This window comes from Actinomycetes bacterium, from assembly GCA_036510875.1.
Classification (GTDB): domain Bacteria; phylum Actinomycetota; class Actinomycetes; order Prado026; family Prado026; genus DATCDE01.
On record DATCDE010000077.1, the window covers coordinates 1 to 13,024 of the forward strand.

The 13,024-nt window shown below is 71.8% G+C and carries 12 protein-coding genes; 10 read left to right on the plus strand and 2 right to left on the minus strand.

Going from position 1 to position 13,024, the window contains the following annotated elements; genetic code table 11:
• Positions 1-10: 10 nt before the first annotated feature.
• The 7 genes from ruvA (at position 11) to VIM19_04220 (ending at position 8,085) form a co-directional block, all read left to right on the plus strand.
• Positions 11-631: a Holliday junction branch migration protein RuvA gene (gene ruvA / locus VIM19_04190; GenBank protein ID HEY5184109.1), complete on the plus strand. Its 621-nt coding sequence runs from the start codon at positions 11-13 to the stop codon at positions 629-631.
• The gene (gene ruvB, locus VIM19_04195; GenBank protein ID HEY5184110.1) at positions 628-1,719 is read left to right on the plus strand and encodes a Holliday junction branch migration DNA helicase RuvB; all 1,092 of its coding nucleotides are present in this window, start codon (positions 628-630) and stop codon (positions 1,717-1,719) included. The genes ruvA and ruvB overlap by 4 nt, the downstream gene beginning before the upstream one ends.
• Before the next feature lie 64 nt (positions 1,720-1,783).
• A complete protein-coding gene (gene yajC, locus VIM19_04200; protein HEY5184111.1) occupies positions 1,784-2,104 on the plus strand; it encodes a preprotein translocase subunit YajC in 321 nt (106 codons plus the stop codon).
• Between the two features lie 112 nt (positions 2,105-2,216).
• Positions 2,217-3,902, plus strand: a complete 1,686-nt coding sequence (gene secD, locus VIM19_04205; GenBank protein HEY5184112.1) for a protein translocase subunit SecD — start codon at positions 2,217-2,219, stop codon at positions 3,900-3,902.
• Positions 3,902-5,089 (plus strand): protein translocase subunit SecF, encoded by a 1,188-nt coding sequence (gene secF, locus VIM19_04210; GenBank protein ID HEY5184113.1) that lies wholly within the window; start codon positions 3,902-3,904, stop codon positions 5,087-5,089. The genes secD and secF overlap by 1 nt, the downstream gene beginning before the upstream one ends.
• On the plus strand, positions 5,089-5,622 hold the full coding sequence (locus VIM19_04215) for an adenine phosphoribosyltransferase (protein ID HEY5184114.1): 534 nt from the start codon (positions 5,089-5,091) through the stop codon (positions 5,620-5,622). Before secF ends, VIM19_04215 begins: the two co-directional genes overlap by 1 nt.
• Positions 5,623-5,688: 66 nt before the next feature.
• Complete coding sequence (locus VIM19_04220) at positions 5,689-8,085, plus strand: bifunctional (p)ppGpp synthetase/guanosine-3',5'-bis(diphosphate) 3'-pyrophosphohydrolase (GenBank protein HEY5184115.1); 2,397 nt, start codon at positions 5,689-5,691, stop codon at positions 8,083-8,085.
• A 7-nt stretch (positions 8,086-8,092) separates the two neighbouring features.
• Here VIM19_04220 and VIM19_04225 read toward each other — a convergent pair whose 3' ends face one another.
• Both VIM19_04225 and VIM19_04230 read right to left on the minus strand, forming a co-directional pair.
• On the minus strand, positions 8,093-9,319 hold the full coding sequence (locus VIM19_04225; protein ID HEY5184116.1) for a DUF349 domain-containing protein: 1,227 nt from the start codon (positions 9,317-9,319) through the stop codon (positions 8,093-8,095).
• A gap of 4 nt (positions 9,320-9,323) precedes the next feature.
• Positions 9,324-10,094: a peptidylprolyl isomerase gene (locus VIM19_04230; GenBank protein HEY5184117.1), complete on the minus strand. Its 771-nt coding sequence runs from the start codon at positions 10,092-10,094 to the stop codon at positions 9,324-9,326.
• 173 nt (positions 10,095-10,267) lie between these two features.
• Here VIM19_04230 and VIM19_04235 point away from each other — a divergent pair, with 173 nt between their 5' ends.
• From VIM19_04235 to VIM19_04245, 3 genes are all read left to right on the plus strand, one after another.
• Positions 10,268-10,963, plus strand: coding sequence for an MBL fold metallo-hydrolase (locus VIM19_04235; GenBank protein HEY5184118.1), 696 nt, complete (start codon positions 10,268-10,270; stop codon positions 10,961-10,963).
• A 5-nt stretch (positions 10,964-10,968) separates the two neighbouring features.
• Complete coding sequence (gene hisS, locus VIM19_04240; GenBank protein ID HEY5184119.1) at positions 10,969-12,324, plus strand: histidine--tRNA ligase; 1,356 nt, start codon at positions 10,969-10,971, stop codon at positions 12,322-12,324.
• Positions 12,321-13,024, plus strand: a 704-nt coding sequence (locus VIM19_04245; GenBank protein HEY5184120.1) for an amino acid--tRNA ligase-related protein, incomplete at its 3' end; no start/stop codon positions are given. The genes hisS and VIM19_04245, both read left to right, overlap by 4 nt.

Sequence of the window (13,024 nt, forward strand, 5' to 3'; positions counted from 1 at the left end):
GGGGGCCCCGGTGATCGCGTTCCTGGCCGGCCGGGTGGCCGCGGTGGGGCCGGACACCGCGGTGCTGGAGGTCGGGGGGGTGGGGATGGCGGTGCAGTGCACCCCCGGCACCGTGTCCAGGCTGCGGGTGGGGGAGCCGGCCCGGCTGTCGACCAGCCTCGTGGTCCGAGAGGACTCCCTGACGCTGTACGGCTTCGCCGACGACGACGAGCGGTCGGTGTTCGAACTGCTGCAGACGGCCAGCGGTGTCGGACCGCGGCTGGCCCAGGCGATGCTCGCCGTGCATGCCCCAGACGAGCTGCGGCGGGCGGTGGTCACCGAGGACCTCAAGGCGCTCGAGCTGGTCCCCGGCATCGGGCGCAAGGGGGCCCAGCGGATCGTGCTCGAGCTGCGGGACAAGCTCGGCGTGCCGCACGGCGGGCCAGCGGTCCGGTCCGGCACCGGCTCCGGCGGCGAGACCTGGCGGGAGCAGGTGCACGCTGGCCTGGTCGCGCTGGGCTGGTCGCCTCGAGAGGCGGACGAGGCGCTGGTGGCCATCGCGCCGGACGCGCTGGCCATGCAGTCCGAGCTCAGCCGGGTCGACGTCGGTGCGCTGCTCAAGGCGGCGCTGCGCACGCTGAGCAGGGCGTGAGCCCGGCCGTGCCGCACGAACCCGGCCTGGTGGCCCCCGACGCCGCTGCCGACGAGCGGGCCGCTGAGGCCGCGCTGCGGCCCAAGAGCCTGGCCGAGTTCGTCGGTCAGCACCGGGTGCGCGAGCAGCTCGAGCTGGTCCTCTCGGCCGCCCAGCGGCGTGGCTCGGCGCCCGACCACGTGCTCCTGTCCGGCCCCCCCGGCCTGGGCAAGACCACCCTCGCGATGATCATCGCCAGCGAGCTGTCCGCGCCGCTGCGGATCACCAGCGGCCCGGCGATCCAGCACGCCGGCGACCTCGCGGCCGTGCTGTCCTCGCTGGCCGAGGGTGAGGTGCTCTTCCTCGACGAGATCCACCGGATGGCCCGGCCGGCCGAGGAGATGCTCTACATGGCCATGGAGGACTTCCGGGTCGACGTCGTGGTGGGCAAGGGACCAGGGGCGACCGCTATCCCGCTGGAGATCCCGGCGTTCACCCTGGTGGGTGCCACGACCCGCGCTGGGCTGCTGCCGGGGCCGCTGCGCGACCGCTTCGGCTTCACCGGCCACATGGACTTCTACGCGCCCGAGGAGCTGGTGGCGGTGCTGGACCGCTCGGCCCGGCTCCTCGACGTGCCGATGACCCCGGACGGCGCCACCGAGATCGCCGGCCGGTCCCGCGGGACCCCGCGGATCGCCAACCGGCTGCTCCGCCGGGTGCGCGACTACTCCCAGGTCAGGGCGGACGGCGTCGTCGACCGGGCGACGGCCCGCGCGGCGCTGGAGGTCTACGAGGTCGATGAGCTGGGCCTGGACCGCCTGGACCGCGGCGTCCTCGACGCCCTGTGCCGGCGGTTCGGGGGTGGCCCGGTGGGGCTGTCCACGCTGGCCGTCGCGGTGGGGGAGGAGCGCGAGACCGTGGAGGAGGTCGCCGAGCCGTTCCTGGTCCGTAACGGGTTGCTGGCCCGCACCCCGCGCGGCCGGGTCGCCACCGCCGCAGCCTGGCAGCACCTGGGCCTGGCCGCGCCCCGCGGCAGCGAGGCCGCCCTGGCGCTGGACCTGTTCGGGGAGCCCGACGACCTCGACGAGTCCGACGAGCGCGGCGGCTGACCCTAGACTGGCTGGCTGTGCGGACCGCGACTGGCGTCCGCCGTACCCGATCGTTGAGGACGTCGTGAAGCTCGAGTCGCTGTTGCCCCTGCTCCTCCTCGTGGTGCTGTTCTACCTGCTGGTGCTGCGGCCGGCCCAGCGCCGCCAACGTGCGGCGGCCGCCGTCGTGTCGGCGCTGCGCCCAGGGGCCCAGGTCATGACCACCGCCGGCCTGTACGGGACGGTCCGCTCGGTCGACGACGACACCGTGGAACTGGAGATCGCTCCCGGCGTCGTCGTCCGACTCATCAAGCAGGCCGTCGGCAAGGTCGTGACGGCCCCGGTGGGCGACGGTGACGTGCAAGGCCCCGACGACGACCGGCCTGAGGCACCAGCGGGCTCCTGACGGCTGTCGGGCTCGTCATCAGGGATACTTCTCCGACGGCGGCCGACGGCCCCCGACCGACCAGCGTGCCTGGACGTAGGTTCCAGGCGCCGACCGAACGAGAGGCTCACACGTGGCTGCGCCCCCAGTGCCGCGCCCCGGACGTGCGCTCGCCGTCATCGCCCTTGCGGTGGTGGCCCTGTACGCCTGGATCTTCATCAGCGGGACGACGAAGCCCCGGCTCGGTCTCGACCTGCAGGGCGGCACCAGCGTCACGCTGGTCCCGCGGGTGGCTGCCGGTGCCACGGGCGCGGTGACCTCCGAGGCGATCGCGCAGGCCGTCGAGATCATCCGCGAGCGCGTGAACGGCCTGGGGGTCTCCGAGGCCGAGGTCACCACCCAGGGCAGCGGCGCCGGTGCCACGATCGTGATCTCGGTGCCTGGGGTGAACCAGGGCCGCATCGTCGACCTGGTGGGGCAGACCGCCCAGCTCTCGTTCCGTCCGGTGCTGGCCGCCGCGGGTCCGGCCCCGGCGGCGGTGACCACGCCCAGCGCCACGCCCAGCGGCTCGGCCACGCCGGCCGCGAGCGGCAGCGCGTCGCCGTCGGCGTCCGGCAACGGTCGCGGCAGCAGCGGACTCGCGGCGACGACGACGCCGAGCCCCAGCGCCACGCCCAGCGCCAGCGCGACACCGAGCGCCCCCCCGGCTACGACGACGATCACTCCGGCGGTGCAGGCCGAGTACGACCAGCTGGACTGCACCAAGCCGTTCGCCAGCGCTCAGCGGCCGGAGGACATCGCGGCGCAGACGCTGGTGACCTGTGACCGCAACCAGCAGGCCAAGTACATCCTGGCGCCGGTCGTCGTGCCCGGCAGCGACGTCACCTCAGCCGCTGCGAACTTGACCAGCCCGCAGAACGGCATCGGGCAGTGGGTCGTCGACCTGAGCTTCAACGGCAACGGGACCCGCAAGTTCGCGGAGGTCACCCAGCAGCTGGTGACCAACCCGTCGCCGACCAACCAGTTCGCCATCGTCCTCGACGGCGTCGTGGTGTCGGCTCCGGTCGTCCAGACGGCGATCGTCGACGGCAACGCGCAGATCACCGGCAACTTCACTCAGCAGCAGGCCACCGACCTGGCCAACGTGCTGAAGTACGGCGCCCTGCCGCTCGCCTTCGACGCCGGCGAGGTGCAGAGCATCTCCGCCGCGCTGGGCAGCAACCAGCTGAGGGCGGGCATCATCGCCGGGCTGCTCGGCCTGCTGCTCGTCGTGATCTACGCGCTGCTGTACTACCGCGGACTGGGCCTGGTCATCTCGGCCAGCCTGGTCATCGCCGGACTGCTCACCTACGGGATGCTGGTGCTGCTGGGTGACACGATCGGGTACACGCTGACCCTGGCCGGCATCGCGGGTGCGATCGTGGCGATCGGTATCACCGCTGACTCGTTCGTGGTCTTCTTCGAACGGATCAAGGACGAGATGCGGGACGGCCGCAGCATGAAGGTCGCCGTGGAGACCGGCTGGCGGCGGGCCAGACGCACCATCCTGGCGGCGGACGCGGTGTCGCTGATCGCCGCGATCGTGCTCTACATGCTCTCCATCGGTGGCGTCCGTGGGTTCGCCTTCACCCTCGGGCTGACCACGATCATCGACGTGTTCATCGTGTTCTTCTTCACCAAACCGCTGATGACCGTCCTCGCGCGCACCAAGTTCTTCGGCGGCGGCCACCCGCTCTCGGGGGTCGACCCCAACCGCCTCGGCGTCCGCACTCCGACACCGCGGCGTGCGGCGTCCAAGCCCGTGGCAGAGGAGGCCTGATGTCCCGCCTCAGAACGATCGGCGGCAAGCTCTACCGCGGCGAGGTCTCCTACGACTTCGTCGGGCACCGCCGGCGCTGGTACGCGGTCTCAGGCGTCATCCTGCTCATCGCCGTGCTGTCGCTGATCTTCCGCCCGCTGAACCTCGGGGTGGACTTCAAGGGCGGCTCGGTCTTCACCGTGCCCACCGCGACCGGGACGATCGACCAGGCCCGTGCGGTGGCTGCGGCGAACAACGTGCCACAACCGGTGGTCACCGAGGTCACCAGCGGGAACAGCCGGTCGCTGCGGGTGCAGACCCAGGACCTGAGCACCTCCGGCAACCAGGCGATGATCAAGGCGCTGGCCACTGAGTTCCACACCCCCGCCGAGACCATCAACGCCCAGATCGTCGGACCGTCCTGGGGCAAGGAGATCACCAAGAAGGCCTTCACCGGCTTGGTGGTCTTTCTCATCCTCATTGCGATCTTCCTGAGCCTCTACTTCGAGTGGCGGATGGCCGTGGCCGCCCTCGTCGCGCTCATCCACGACCTCGTGGTCACCATCGGGATCTACTCGCTCATCGGCTTCGTCGTGACCCCGGCGACCGTGATCGGCGTTCTGACGATCCTCGGGTACTCCCTGTACGACACGGTGGTCGTCTTCGACAAGGTCAAGGAGAACACCCGGGGGCTGTCCGGCGGCAACCGAATGACCTACAGCCAGGCCGCGAACCTGGCCCTGAACCAGACCCTGGTCCGGTCGATCAACACCTCGGTCATCGCCCTGCTCCCAGTGGCGGCCATCTTGTTCATCGGCCCGCTGCTGGGTGCGGACACGCTCAAGGACCTGGCGCTGGCCCTGTTCGTCGGCCTCGCCGCCGGTGCCTACTCGTCGATCTTCATCGCGACGCCGGTGCTGGCGCAGCTCAAGGAGCGGGAGCCGGCCATGCAGGCCCTCGCCCGCCGGGTTGCCGCCCGGGAGGCCGCCGGCAAGGGCGTGGCGACGGGCACCGGCGCCGGCTCGACCCGCCGCCGGTCCGCGACGGCGGTCGCCGAGCGGACGGACGTCGACATCCAGGACAGCCCGGACGACGTGGAGCTGCCGGCCGACGGGGTGGCGCCGGGCAACCGGGCCAGCACCGCCGGCCAGCGCAACCAGCCGCGGAAGGCCGCTAAGCGGCGCCCGGCCAACAAGCGACGTCGCTGATGCCCGGGCTGGACTTTCCCGCGCTGCTGGAACGGCGGGTCCGGGACATCCCCGACTACCCCCAGCCGGGCGTGGTGTTCAAGGACATCACCCCACTGCTGGCCGACCACACCGCCTTCGTCGGGGTGATCGACGCGATCGTCGGGTACCGCGGTGCGGGCACCGTCGACAAGGTGGTGGGGATCGAGGCCCGCGGGTTCATCGTGGCTGCCCCGGTGGCCTACCACATGGGGGCCGGGTTCGTGCCGGTGCGCAAGAAGGGAAAGCTGCCGGCGGCCACCTACGAGCAGAGCTACGCCCTGGAGTACGGGGAGGCCACCCTCGAGGTGCACCGGGATGCCTTCGCGGCGGGCGACCGGGTGCTCATCGTGGACGACGTGCTGGCCACCGGCGGTACCGCGGCGGCCACCGCCGAGTTGGTCCGTCGGGCCGGTGGCGTGGTCGTCGGGGTGGCCGTGCTCATCGAGCTGGGCTTCCTGGCCGGGCGGATGGCGCTGCCCGGCGTCGACGTCCACTCGATCATGAGCGTGTAGGCGGCTCGGCGTCTCCCGGCTGCGGCCGTAGACTGGGGTTTCTCCATACGCTTGGAGGAACCCTGCGTGGCTGACGATGTGTTGCCGGACGGCGTGGTCGGGACCCGACCAGCGCCCGGTGCCGCTCGTGGGCCGGAGACCGGCGGCCCTGACCCTGACGACCTGGTAGCGCCCCTCCGCGTGCCCGGTGAGCTGGCCTCCGGCGACGCCGGCCGGTCGCGTGTCCGGGCCAGGCTGGCCCGCCTCGGCAGCAACCGCAGCCCCGGCCCGGTGCCCGAGCTGGAGCCGCTGTTTCGCACCGTGCGCGCCAACCACCCCAAGGCCGACTTGCGTGACGTCGAGCGCGCCTACGCGGTGGCGGAATACCGGCACCGTGGGCAGCGGCGCAAGAGCGGCGAGCCGTACATCACCCACCCGCTGGCCGTCGCGCAGGTCCTGGCCGAGCTGGGCATGACCGGGCCGACCCTGGCGGCCGCCCTCCTGCACGACACGGTCGAGGACACCGACTACGCGCTGGACGCGTTGCGGCGCGACTTCGGTGACGAGATCGCCAGCCTGGTCGACGGCGTGACCAAGCTGGACAAGGTGAAGTACGGCCAGGCGTCCGAGGCCGAGACCGTGCGCAAGATGGTCGTGGCGATGGCCCGCGACATCCGGGTGCTGGTCATCAAGCTCGCCGACCGGCTGCACAACATGCGCACCATGCGTTTCCTGCCACCGGACAAGCAGGAGCGCAAGGCCCGCGAGACGCTGGAGATCTACGCGCCGCTGGCCCACCGGCTGGGCATGAACACGATCAAGTGGGAGCTGGAGGACCTCGCCTTTGCGATCCTCTACCCGAAGATGTACGACGAGATCGTGAGCCTGGTGGCCAGCCGGGCGCCCAAGCGGGACGAGTTCCTCGCCCAGGTGATCGACCTGGTGACCGCCGACTTCCGGGCCGCGAAGATCAAGGCCGTGGTCACCGGGCGGCCCAAGCACTACTACTCCGTCTACCAGAAGATGATCGTGCGCGGGCGCGACTTCGCCGACATCTACGACCTGGTAGGGATCCGGGTGCTCGTCGACTCGGTGCGCGACTGCTACGCGGTGCTAGGCACCGTGCACGCCCGCTGGAACCCGGTTCCGGGGCGGTTCAAGGACTTCATCGCGATGCCCAAGTTCAACATGTACCAGTCGCTGCACACCACGGTGATCGGGCCCGAGGGCAAGCCGGTCGAGCTGCAGATCCGCACCCACGACATGCACCGCAAGGCCGAGTACGGCATCGCGGCCCACTGGAAGTACAAGGAACGGCCGGACGGCGGGTCGATCGGCCGGGACGACTCGACCGAGATGGCCTGGCTGCGCCAGCTGGTCGACTGGCAGCGCGAGACCGAGGACCCGGGCGAGTTCCTGGACGCGCTGCGCTTCGACATCGGCCAGCAGCAGGTGTTCGTGTTCACCCCGAAGGGTGACGTGATCGCTCTTCCGTCCGGAGCCACTCCGGTCGACTTCGCCTACGGCGTCCACACCGAGGTCGGTCACCACTGCGTCGGCGCCCGGGTCAACGGCAAGCTGGTGCCGCTGGAGAGCCAGCTGTCCAACGGCGACGTTGTCGAGGTGCTCACCTCGCGGTCGCCCGACGCCGGCCCCAGCCAGGACTGGCTGCAGTTCGTCAAGAGCGGTCGGGCCCGCAGCAAGATCAAGGCCTGGTTCAGCAAGGGCCGTCGCGAGGAGGCCATCGAGCACGGCAAGGACGCCCTGGCCAGGGCGATCCGCAAGCAGGGCCTGCCGCTGCAGCGAATCCTGTCCAGCGGGGCGCTCGTGACGATCGCACACGAGGCCAGGTACCCGGACATCGCCAGCCTGTACGCCGCCGTGGGCGAGGGCCACGCGTCCGCCCAGTCCATCGTGCAGCGGCTGGTCCAGGCCCTCGGGGGCGCGGACGCCACCGAGGAGGACCTCGCCGAGGCGACGTCACCCACTCGGGAGGCCAAGCGTCGCCGCCGGCCCCAGGGCGACCCCGGCGTCGTGGTCAAGGGCGCCAGCGACGTCTGGGTCAAGCTGGCCAAGTGCTGCACGCCCGTCCCGGGGGACGCCATCGTGGGTTTCGTGACCCGCGGGGACGGCGTCTCGGTGCACCGCGGCGACTGCACCAACCTGATCGCGTTGCGGGCCGCCCAGCCGGAGCGCACCGTGGACGTCGAGTGGGCCCCGTCGGCGTCCAGCGTGTTCCTCGTCCAGATCCAGGTGGAGGCCCTGGACCGGGCGCGGCTGCTGTCCGACGTGACCCGGGTGTTGTCGGACCACCACGTGAACATCCTGTCCGCGTCCGTCACGACCACCCGGGACCGCATCGCGCTGTCCAAGTTCGTGTTCGAGATGGGCGATCCCAAGCACCTGGGGGCAGTGCTGCGCGCGGTGCGCGGGGTGGCCGGCGTCTACGACGTGTACCGGGTCACCTCGGCCAAGCAGAGCTGACCGCGGCTCAGCCGCTGAACTCCTGCAGCGCCTGCTGGGCCTGCTCGAGCCAGGCCCGTCGTGCCTGCAGCGCCTCCTCGGCGTCCTTGACCGCGCGCACGTCCTCCTTGTGCTGGGCGGCCTCGAGGGCCTTCTCCAGCTTGGTGATGGTGGCCGTCAGCTGCTCGACCGTGTCCTCCGCCCGGGCCTTGGCCTGCGGGTTGGTCCGCCGCCAGCGCGACTCCTCGGCGGAGCGCACCGCCTGCTCGACCGCCCGCAGCCGGTTCTCGACCTTGTCCCGGTCGGCCCGGGGGACGTGCCCGACCGCCTCCCAGCGGTCCTGGATCGTCCGCAGAGCCGCCTTCGCGGCTCCCAGGTCCTGCACCGGCAGCAGCGCCTCCGCCTCGGCGGCCAGCGCCTGCTTGGCCTTGAGGTGCTCGGACTGGCCGGCGTCCCGCTCGGACGATGCCTCGTTGCGGGCCGCGTAGAACGCGTCCTGCGCGCCACGGAAGCGGGCCCACAGGGCGTCGTCGTCGCTGCGCCCGGCCCGGCCGGCTTCCTTCCACTCGGTCATCAGATCCCGGAACCGTCCGGCCGTGGGGCCCCAGTCCGTGGAGGTGGCCAGCGCCTCGGCCTCGGCCACCAGCCGCTGCTTGGTGGCCTTCGCCTCGGACTGGTGGGCGGACAGCTGCGAGAAGTGCTGGCGGCGGTGCCGGTCGAAGGTGTTGCGGGCGGCGCTGAACCGCTTCCACAGCGCCTGCTCGTGGGACCGCTCGGTGTGCGGTGCGGTCTTCCACTCCTCCAGCAGCGCGCGCAGCCGGTCGCCGGCGGACTTCCACTGCGTCGAGGTGGCCAGCTGCTCGGCCTCGGTCACGATCGCCTCACGGCGCTCGTGGGCGGCGGCCCTGGCCTGGTCACGGGCCGCGCGGGCCTGGGCCCGCCGCTCCTCGACCAGCGGGACGATGGCGTCCAGCCGGCGCCGCAGGTCGTCCAGGTCACCCACGGCCGCAGGATGGTCCACGGCGTCCCGCAGGCGGGTCAGGGTGGCCAGCACCTCCTCGGGAGCCACCTCGGGGGAGGCCGCCCGCTGCTCGAGCAGCTGGACCTCGAGGGCCAGGGCGGCGTACTTGCGCCCGTAGTAGGCCAGCGCCTCGTCGGGTGAGCCGGCCTGGTACGAGCCGACGGCCAGCTCCCCGGACGGCGTCCGCACGTACACGGTGCCGTCGTCACCGACGCGTCCCCACTGCTCCGTCACGAGGTCAGCCTTCCACGGTCACGGACTTCAGGGTGACCGGCGTGGCCGGGGCGCCATCCTCGCCGCCGCCCTTGACCCCGGCCGCCGCGATCTTCTGCAGCACGTCGAGGCCGCCGGTCACCTTGCCGAAGGGGGTGTACTGCGCGGGCAGCTGGGAGTCGCCGTACACCAGGAAGAACTGGCTGCCGTTGGTGTTCGGGCCGCTGTTCGCCATGGCCACCGTGCCCGCCGGGTAGGTCGCGCCGGTCAGGTTCTCGTCGGCGAAGGAGTAGCCCGGACCGCCGGACCCGGTGCCAGTGGGATCGCCGCACTGCAGCACCTTGAGCGTCGCGCTGGTGGTGAGCCGGTGGCAGGGGGTGTTCGCGTAGAAACTGCTCGCGGCCAGGTGGGCGAACGAGTTCACCGTGCACGGCGCCTTGGCGTTGAACAGATCCACGGTGACCGTGCCCTGGGACAGCGCCAGCGTGGCCGTCTTGGTGGCCGGGCTCAGCGAGGTGCTCACTCCGGGCGCGTCGACCTTGCGGGCCGCCGTCCCCGAGGGGCTGTACAGGCACACAGCGCGGTTGCTGTCCACGGCCGTGGCCGACGTGCTCGCAGACTTGTGGCGCAGCGACGCGGCGAGGGCAGCGAACCCGGCCAGCACCAGCGCACCGATCACCACGGACGCGATGACCTGGGTGCGCTTGCGGCGCTTGTCGTCGGACTGCGCGCGCCGCGCCTGCTGACGCTCGTACTTCGCCCGGGCGAGCTCTCGCTCGCGCTTGCTGCCGGCCACTGGGGTCCTTCCATCTGTTGTCGTGCGCTGCGGGAGGACAGTCTAGGCAGTGCCCCGTGGTCCGCCCCGGTGGATTGGCCCGCGCCGCGGGGATCTCGGTGGCCGGTGCCGCTGACCCGCCGGTACCCTCGGAGTGTTCGTCCGCCCCCGTTCCGGTGCCTGGAGGTTTCGTCGTGCTCGTCGTCGGATTCCCCGCGACGATGTTCGCGACGAACTGCTTCGTGCTGGCCACGGGTGCGGGCCAGGAGTGCGTGGTTGTCGACCCGGGGATCGGCATCGAGCCACAGCTGGACGACGTGCTGCGCGAGCACCGGCTGCAGCCGGTGGCAGTGCTGCTGACCCACGGCCACCTCGACCACACCTTCTCGGTCACCCCCGTGTGCGGTGCTCGGGGGGTCCCGGCCTACATCCACGCCGACGACCGGTACCGGCTGGACGACCCGGGGTCCACGCTCGGCCCGCAGCTGACTGAGATGTTCGCTGGCCGGCTGGAGTGGACCGAGCCGGACGACGTCCGTGAGCTCACCGATGGCGCCGCCCTCGACCTGGCCGGACTGTCCTTCGTGGCCGACCACGCGCCCGGGCACACCGAGGGCTCGGTGATGTTCCGGCTGGCGGCCGCGGGGGACGACCCGCCGCTGTGCGTGTCCGGCGACGTGCTGTTCGCCGGCTCCATCGGCCGCACCGACCTGCCGGGCGGGGACCACCAGGCGATGCTGCGCTCGCTGCGGACCAAGGTGCTGCCGCTGGCCGACGAGACCGTCGTGCTGCCCGGGCACGGTCCGACGACCACGATCGGCCGGGAGCGGGCCACCAACCCGTTCCTCGCCGAGGTGGCTCCCACGGCCGGTCCCCGACGGGGAGTGTGAGCGCCATGTCCCGGCCCACACCGCTGTCGGGGTTCCCCGAGTGGCTGCCGGCGGAGCGGATCGTGGAGCAGCGCTTCCTCGACCACCTGCGCCACACCTTCGAGCTTTGGGGGTACACCCCGATCCAGACCCGCGCCGTCGAGCCGCTCGAGCAGCTACTGCGCAAGGGCGAGATCGACAAGGAGGTGTACGTCCTGCGCCGGCTGCAGGCCGACGCCGCCGACGACTCGGACGCCGGGCTGGCCCTGCACTACGACCTGACCGTGCCGTTCGCCCGGTACGTGCTGGAGCACGCCGGTCGACTGAACTTCCCGTTCAAGCGCTACCAGATCCAGCCCGCCTGGCGGGGGGAGCGGCCGCAGGAGGGCCGGTTCCGCGAGTTCGTGCAGGCCGACATCGACGTGGTCGGGGCCGGGACGCTGCCGTTCCACTACGAGGCCGAGCTGCCGCTCGTCGTGGCCGAGGCGCTGCGCGGGTTCCACCTGCCGCCCGTGGTCATGCAGGTCAACAACCGCAAGGTGTCCCAGGGGTTCTTCCGCGCCGTCGGGCTCGAGGACCTCGCCGGCGTCCTTCGGGTGGTCGACAAGCTGGACAAGATCGGGCCGGCCCGGGTGCATGAGGTACTGGTCGCGGAGACCGGTGCGAGCGACGCCCAGGCCACGGCGGTGCTCCGGTTCGCCTCGATCCGGGCCGAGGACGCCTCGGTCGCCGACCAGGTGCTGGCGCTCGGGGCCAGCGACCCGATGCTCGACGACGGACTCGAGGAGCTGGTGCGTGTCGTCGAGACGGCCCGCGTGCACGCGCCCGGTCTGGTCGTGGCCGACCTGCGGATCGCCCGCGGCCTGGACTACTACACGGGCACCGTCTACGAGACGCTCGCCGTGGGCCACGAGTCGATCGGCTCGATCTGCTCAGGCGGCCGGTACGACACGCTGGCCACGTCCGGCAGCGACACCTACCCTGGTGTGGGTCTGTCCATCGGGGTCACCCGGCTGCTGTCTTTCGTCTTCTCCCGCAAGCTGGTCACGGCGTCCCGCTCGGTGCCCACAGCCGTGCTCGTGGCCGTGGTCGACGAGGCCTCCAGGGCGACCTCGGACGCCGTGGCCAGGGCACTGCGCGCCCGTGGCATCCCGACCGAGGTGGCACCCCGCGCCGAGAAGTTCGGCAAGCAGATCCGGCACGCGGACCGGCGCGGGATCCCGTTCGTCTGGTTCCCGGGCGCCGACGGAGCCGAGGACGAGGTCAAGGACATCCGCTCCGGGGAGCAGCAACCGGCCGACGCCGGCTCGTGGGAGCCGCCGACCGAGGATCTCCACCCGCTCGTTCTTGCCACCACCATCGACGAGGAGCCAACACCGTGATGCGCACCCACCAGGCCGGCACGCTCCGCGCGGAGCACGCCGGGTCCACCGTCACCCTGACCGGGTGGGTGGGCCGGCGCCGAGACCACGGGGGAGTGGCGTTCCTCGACCTGCGGGACGCCTCAGGCATCGTCCAGGTCGTCGTCCGCGACGAGGCCGTGGCCCACGGGCTGCGCGCGGAGTACTGCCTGCGGATCACCGGCGAGGTCGCGCCCCGGCCCGAGGGCAACGCCAACCCGGCGCTGGCCACCGGCGACGTCGAGGTGCTCGCGCACGAGGTCGAGGTGCTGTCGGAGTCGGCCCCGCTGCCGTTCCAGCTGGACGAGCACATCGAAGTGGGCGACGAGGCTCGGCTGCGCTACCGGTACCTGGACCTGCGCCGGGCATCGTCCGCGCGGGCGCTGCGGATGCGCAGCGACGTCAACCGAATCGCCCGGGACGTGCTGCTGGACCGGGACTTCGTCGAGATCGAGACCCCGACCCTGACCCGGTCCACACCGGAGGGCGCCCGCGACTTCGTCGTGCCAGTCCGGCTGCAGCCGGGCAGCTGGTACGCGCTGCCGCAGTCCCCGCAGCTGTTCAAGCAGCTGCTCATGGTCGCCGGCATGGAGCGGTACTTCCAGATCGCCCGCTGCTACCGGGACGAGGACTTCCGTGCCGACCGCCAGCCGGAGTTCACCCAGCTGGACGTCGAGATGTC